General features: G+C 69.4%; 7 protein-coding genes and 2 pseudogenes. 6 read left to right on the top strand and 3 right to left on the bottom strand.

All coding sequences use genetic code 11. The features are described 5' to 3' along the window. Positions 1-131 precede the first annotated feature (131 nt). On the top strand, positions 132-812 hold the full coding sequence (gene bioD, locus ASJ79_RS18600; RefSeq protein WP_067958252.1) for a dethiobiotin synthase: 681 nt from the start codon (positions 132-134) through the stop codon (positions 810-812). Then, positions 812-1,321 (top strand): 2'-5' RNA ligase family protein, encoded by a 510-nt coding sequence (locus ASJ79_RS18595; protein WP_067958250.1) that lies wholly within the window; start codon positions 812-814, stop codon positions 1,319-1,321. Before bioD ends, ASJ79_RS18595 begins: the two co-directional genes overlap by 1 nt. A gap of 84 nt (positions 1,322-1,405) precedes the next feature. Here the strand turns inward: ASJ79_RS18595 and ASJ79_RS18590 are convergent, their stop codons facing one another. From ASJ79_RS18590 to ASJ79_RS18580, 3 genes are read right to left on the bottom strand one after another with little or no spacing between them, the layout of a single operon-like run. Continuing rightward, positions 1,406-1,750 carry an MmcQ/YjbR family DNA-binding protein gene (locus ASJ79_RS18590; protein WP_067958248.1) on the bottom strand — a complete coding sequence of 115 codons (345 nt, stop codon included), beginning with the start codon at positions 1,748-1,750 and terminating at the stop codon, positions 1,406-1,408. A gap of 43 nt (positions 1,751-1,793) precedes the next feature. Next, positions 1,794-2,672, bottom strand: a complete 879-nt coding sequence (locus ASJ79_RS18585; RefSeq protein ID WP_082753923.1) for an alpha/beta fold hydrolase — start codon at positions 2,670-2,672, stop codon at positions 1,794-1,796. Then, positions 2,650-3,255, bottom strand: a complete 606-nt coding sequence (locus ASJ79_RS18580; RefSeq protein WP_067958242.1) for a TetR/AcrR family transcriptional regulator — start codon at positions 3,253-3,255, stop codon at positions 2,650-2,652. Before ASJ79_RS18580 ends, ASJ79_RS18585 begins: the two co-directional genes overlap by 23 nt. 50 nt (positions 3,256-3,305) lie before the next feature. On the opposite strand from ASJ79_RS18580, the gene bioB reads away from it, so the two are divergent. The 4 genes and pseudogenes from bioB to ASJ79_RS32440 all read left to right on the top strand — a co-directional run. Next, positions 3,306-4,301, top strand: a complete 996-nt coding sequence (gene bioB / locus ASJ79_RS18575) for a biotin synthase BioB (RefSeq protein ID WP_067958239.1) — start codon at positions 3,306-3,308, stop codon at positions 4,299-4,301. 29 nt (positions 4,302-4,330) lie between these two features. Then, on the top strand, positions 4,331-4,567 hold the full coding sequence (locus ASJ79_RS18570) for a hypothetical protein (protein WP_067958255.1): 237 nt from the start codon (positions 4,331-4,333) through the stop codon (positions 4,565-4,567). A 41-nt stretch (positions 4,568-4,608) separates the two neighbouring features. After that, positions 4,609-4,905: pseudogene (locus ASJ79_RS34085) on the top strand (DUF2567 domain-containing protein); the annotation flags it as partial. Further along, positions 4,881-4,993 (top strand): annotated as a pseudogene (locus tag ASJ79_RS32440) (FAD-dependent oxidoreductase); the annotation flags it as partial. The pseudogenes ASJ79_RS34085 and ASJ79_RS32440, both read left to right, overlap by 25 nt.

Genomic DNA, 4,993 nt, shown 5'->3' with positions numbered 1-4,993 from the left:
GAGCACTACCAGCCTCGCCCGGAGCCGCTCGTTTCTCTGGTCCCGGACGACCAGCACGACCAGCACCAGCAGGCAGAGAAGCAGAAATCCGTTGACCACCATGACTCGCACGCCGAGATCGTCGCGCCGACATGAGCGTCCTCGTGGTCACCGGGACCGGCACCGGCATCGGCAAGACCGTGGCGACCGCGGCCCTGGCGTGCCATGCGCGGCTGGCCGGGATCGACGTCGCGGTCTGCAAGCCGGTCCAGACCGGCACCCGCGACGGTGACGACGACCTCGCCGAGGTGGCCCGGCTGGCCGGGATCACCGAATTGCATTCGCTGGCAAAGTTCCCCGAACCGCTCGCGCCGCTGGCCGCTGCGCAGCGGGCCGGTGCCGAGCTGCCGAAGCGTTCCGAGATCCTGGACTTCGTCGGCGCCGCGGGCCGCCCGGGCCGGCTCACCCTGGTCGAGGGCGCGGGCGGACTGCTGGTCGAGATCGGCGCCGACGGCACGACCCTGCGCGATGTCGCCGCCGACCTGGGCGCACCGGTGCTGACGGTGGTGGCGCCGGGTCTGGGCACGTTGAACCACACGGTGTTGACACTGGAAGCGTTGGCGCACCGGCAGATTGCGAGTGCGGGCCTGGTCATCGGGGCGTGGCCGGCTCAACCCGGTGTGGCCGAGATAGACAACCGCGACGCGCTGGCCCGCCTCGGTCCGGTCCGGGCCGCGTTACCGGCCGGGGCCGGGTCACTCGGACCGGTGGACTTCGAACGTCTGAGCGTGGACGCGTTCGACCATAGCTGGGTTGAGGGCCTGGCCGCCTGATGGTGCACTCCGTCGAGCTGTTGTTCGACGCCGGCACCGAGGCGGCGATCCGTCACATCTGGGATGAGTTGCGCAGCTTGGGGATTCCGAGCCAGGCGCCGGCCAGCCGTCCGCATGTGACGCTCACCGTGGCCGAGCGGATCGATGCCGGGGTGGACGCTGCGCTGGCGGGGCTGACCGGTCGATTCCCGCTGCCGTGTGTCGTCGGTGCGCCGTTGCTGTTCGGCCGGTCGCAGCTGATCCTGACGCGGCTGATCGTGCCGACGGCCGACCTGCTGGCCGTCCACGCCGAGGTCTACCGGCTGTCGCTGCCGCACCTGCAGCCGGGCCCGATGGCGAATTCGGTGCCGAACCAGTGGACGGGTCACACCACGTTGGCGCGGCGCCTGCACGGCGGCCAGCTCGGCCGGGCGCTGCGCATCGCGGGGCGGCCGACGGAGATCAAGGGCAGTTTCGTCGGGCTCCGCCGCTGGGACGGCAACTCGAAGCGGGAACACCCGATCCCGTGACGTTCGAGGAACTTCTCGCCGAAGCGGCAACGGCGCCTTCGTCGCGTATTCGTCGCGGACACTCATCGAGGCCCGGCGGCCCTCCTAGCGGGATCGGTCAACCAGCGCGGCAACGCTTTTCGGCACGCACATCCGCCAGCCGTCGATCACCAGCTCGCGCAGCTCCGTGAGGTCGATCGCGTCGAGCCGGACGTGGATCCAGTTGAATCGCATGTCCGAGGTGCGCGGCAGCATGAACTTGTCGGGTTCGGCGTCCACCATCGCCGCTCGTTCCTCCTTGGGGAAGGCCACGCCCATCACCGTCTCGTCGCGCGAGAACGCGACGTAGACAATCTGTCCCACCCGGAACTTGATCTGGTCCCTGACCACGACCTCGTAGGACCTCGGCAGCGTCGAGGTGATGCGACGGACGTCGTCGACGGTGATCACACCGGAAACGCTAGTCCATGAGGAACTCAGGGGATCCGCTGTGCTACAGGAGCAGATCGAGCACCTCGTCCGGATGCTCCTCCACGATGTAGTGCTGTGCACCGCTGAGCACCCGGGCCGAGACGTTCGCCCATCCGAAGTCCGTACGGAGTTCGTCGGCGGTGTCGACCATCCCCGGTCCGAACACGTGCTCGCCGCCGGCCAGCAACAGCGGCGCCGAGATCGGGTCACGATGACGCAGGGCGAACTCGATGTTTCTCGGCACCGCCCGGTACATCTCGAACGCGGCATGCAGCCGCGCGTCGTCGCCGTAAGACCTCGCGTAGTGCTCGATGCCGTCGTCGGTGATGACATCCGTTGTGCGCGTGCCGATGTCGAAGAAGTGCTTGAAGTAGACGGCCTGCCGACCGGACACCAGCGCTTCGGGTAGGGCGGGGACCATGTGGAATTCGCCATGCCACAGCGGCACATCGACCCGCGGATCGCCGAACCGCCGCGTTCCCGGGATCAGGGTCTCCAACACGGTGATCCGTGCCGTCACCGCGGGGTGCTTGCGGGCGAACGCGTAGGCGACCCAGCCGCCGACGTCGTGTCCGACGATGTGGACGGATCCGAGACCGAGTCGGCCGACCAGGTCGCACACGTCGTCGGCCATGGTCTCGGCGTCGTAGCCGGCGCCGGGAATGCCGGAACCGCCGATGCCTGGCAGGTCGACGGCGATCACGGTGTGTTGTCGGGCAAGCCGGGGCATCACCGTGCGCCATTCGTACCAGTCCTGCGGAAATCCGTGCAGCAACACCACAGCCGGGCCCGCGCCGCCGTGCACGTAGTGCATCCGGGTCCGGCTCAGCTGCACCGAGCGGGCGGTGAACCGGGTATCGGGAAGAGGTGTGCGCGTGTCAGGAAGGGGTGTTCTCGTCATGCCGGGACAGACCCGTCGCCGCGGCGGTATTCATCGCGATGCCGTCGACCAGCAGGTGCAGCCCGAACGTGAACCTGGCGCCGGGATCCTCGGTCCACACCGTCTGCACGCCCTCGGCACCCGCGGCGTCCCACTGCAGCCGCGACTGCTCGTCGACGGTGAAACCGAGCACGTAGTACAGGACCGTGCGGGCCGCCAGTTCGGTGTGGGCGGAACCGACGCCCGCTTCGGCCGCCGCATCCGAGAGCCGGGACAGAAGGGCCGTCATGGCCGCCGATTGGCCGGCCGCGAAGCTGGCCGAGACCAGCTCGGCGCCATCGGTGTGCGACAGCAGTGCGTCGCGCAACTGTGTGCACGTCGTGCCGATACGGGTGCGCCAGTCACCCGGGACCTCACCGAGGGGATGCAGGATCCGGTCGGCCACTGCGCCGAGGAGCTCCTGCTTGTTCGCGAAATGCCAGTACAGCGCGCCGGGGGAGACGTTGAGTTCACGGGCCACCCGCCGCATGGACAGGTCGGCGATGCCGTAGTCGTCCAGTAACGCCGTCGCCACGTCGACCACGTCCCGTTTGTGGAGCTGCACGCCAGTACCCTAACCTGAACACCGTTCAAGTGGGTAAGAGGAGAGATCTGGTGACCGACATTCTGGCAGTGGCACGCGAGCAGGTGCTCGAACGCGGCGAAGGTCTCGATCAGGACCAGACGCTGCAGGTGCTGCAGCTGCCGGACGACCGGCTCGACGACCTGCTGGCGCTGGCGCACGAGGTGCGGATGGCGTGGTGCGGTCCCGACGTCGAGGTCGAGGGCATCATCAGCCTCAAGACCGGCGGCTGCCCCGAGGACTGCCACTTCTGTTCGCAGTCAGGGCTTTTCGCCTCCCCGGTGCGCAGCGCGTGGCTGGACATCCCGAGCCTGGTGGAGGCCGCCAAGCAGACGGCCAAGACCGGGGCCACCGAGTTCTGCATCGTCGCCGCCGTCCGCGGCCCCGACGAGCGGCTGCTGGCCCAGGTCGCCGCCGGGATTGAGGCGATCCGCAACGAGGTCGACATCCAGATCGCCTGCTCGCTCGGCATGCTCACCCAGGATCAGGTCGAGCAACTCGCCGCGATGGGCGTGCACCGCTACAACCACAACCTCGAGACCGCCAGGTCGTTCTTCACCAACGTCGTGACCACCCATTCCTGGGAGGAGCGGTGGGACACCCTGCAGATGGTCCGCGACGCCGGCATGGAGGTCTGCTGCGGCGGGATCCTCGGCATGGGAGAGACCCTCGAGCAGCGTGCGGAGTTCGCCGCGAACCTGGCCGAGCTCGACCCGCACGAGGTCCCGCTGAACTTCCTCAACCCGCGTCCGGGCACCCCGTTCGGTGACCTCGAAGTGCTGCCCGCCACAGAGGCTCTCAAGGCCGTCGCCGCGTTCCGGCTGGCGCTGCCCCGCACCATGCTGCGGTTCGCTGGGGGCCGGGAGATCACCCTCGGCGACCTCGGCGCCAAGCAGGGCATCCTGGGCGGCATCAACGCCGTCATCGTCGGTAACTACCTGACCACGCTGGGCCGGCCCGCCGAGGCCGACCTGCAGCTGCTCGACGACCTGCAGATGCCGATCAAGGCACTCAACGCGACGCTGTAGTCCGGCGGCAGGGTAGAACCGATCACGTGATGGTCACCGACAGCACAGAACTGCCCACGCCCGTCGGCGCGGGCGTCTACAACGTCTACACCGGCGCGCAGGCCGGCAGCGACGTCCCGACCGCGGCCCAACTGGGTCTGGAACCGCCGCGGTACTGCGCGGCCTGCGGCCGCCGGATGATCGTGCAGGTCCGTCCCGACGGCTGGTGGGCGAAATGCTCCCGGCACGGGCTGGTCGACTCCACCGAGCTGGACCGGTACCGGTGACCGCCGACGTCCGGGCGCCCGGGATTTCCCGAGCCAGGGCCATGCTGACCGTCGTCGCCGGGCTCGCGGCCGCCGGCGTCGTGGTCGGTGCGCTGTGGGCGTGGTTGGCGCCGCCCATCGACGGTGTGGTGGCGCTGACGCGCGGCGGTGACCGGATCAAGGCCCATCTGGGCGCCGAGTCCGACCACTGGTTCACCTCCGCCGCCCTGGTGGTCGGCATGCTCTCGGTGCTGGCCGTGATCGCCGCGGTGCTGGTGTGGCAGTGGCGCGCGCACCGCGGACCCGGCATGGTCGCGGCCCTCGCGCTGGGTTCGGTGGGGGCTACACCGGCTTGTGGAGTGCGCTGCACGCAGCCCGTCGTCATCCCGACCGCCGCATCGTCCTCGTCGAAGCCGACCGCATCGGCTGGGCCGCGTCCGGGCGCCA

The sequence above is a fragment of the Mycobacterium sp. NAZ190054 genome (assembly GCF_001545925.1).
Lineage (GTDB): Bacteria > Actinomycetota > Actinomycetes > Mycobacteriales > Mycobacteriaceae > Mycobacterium.
This window is presented reverse-complemented; position numbering and strand designations above follow the sequence as displayed.

Coding starts and splice junctions, on each gene's coding strand:
- bioD (WP_067958252.1), top strand. CDS start 132: ATGAGCGTCCTCGTGGTCACCGGGACCGGCACCGGCATCGGCAAGACC.
- ASJ79_RS18595 (WP_067958250.1), top strand. CDS start 812: ATGGTGCACTCCGTCGAGCTGTTGTTCGACGCCGGCACCGAGGCGGCG.
- ASJ79_RS18585 (WP_082753923.1), bottom strand. CDS start 2,672: ATGACGAGAACACCCCTTCCTGACACGCGCACACCTCTTCCCGATACC.
- ASJ79_RS18570 (WP_067958255.1), top strand. CDS start 4,331: ATGGTCACCGACAGCACAGAACTGCCCACGCCCGTCGGCGCGGGCGTC.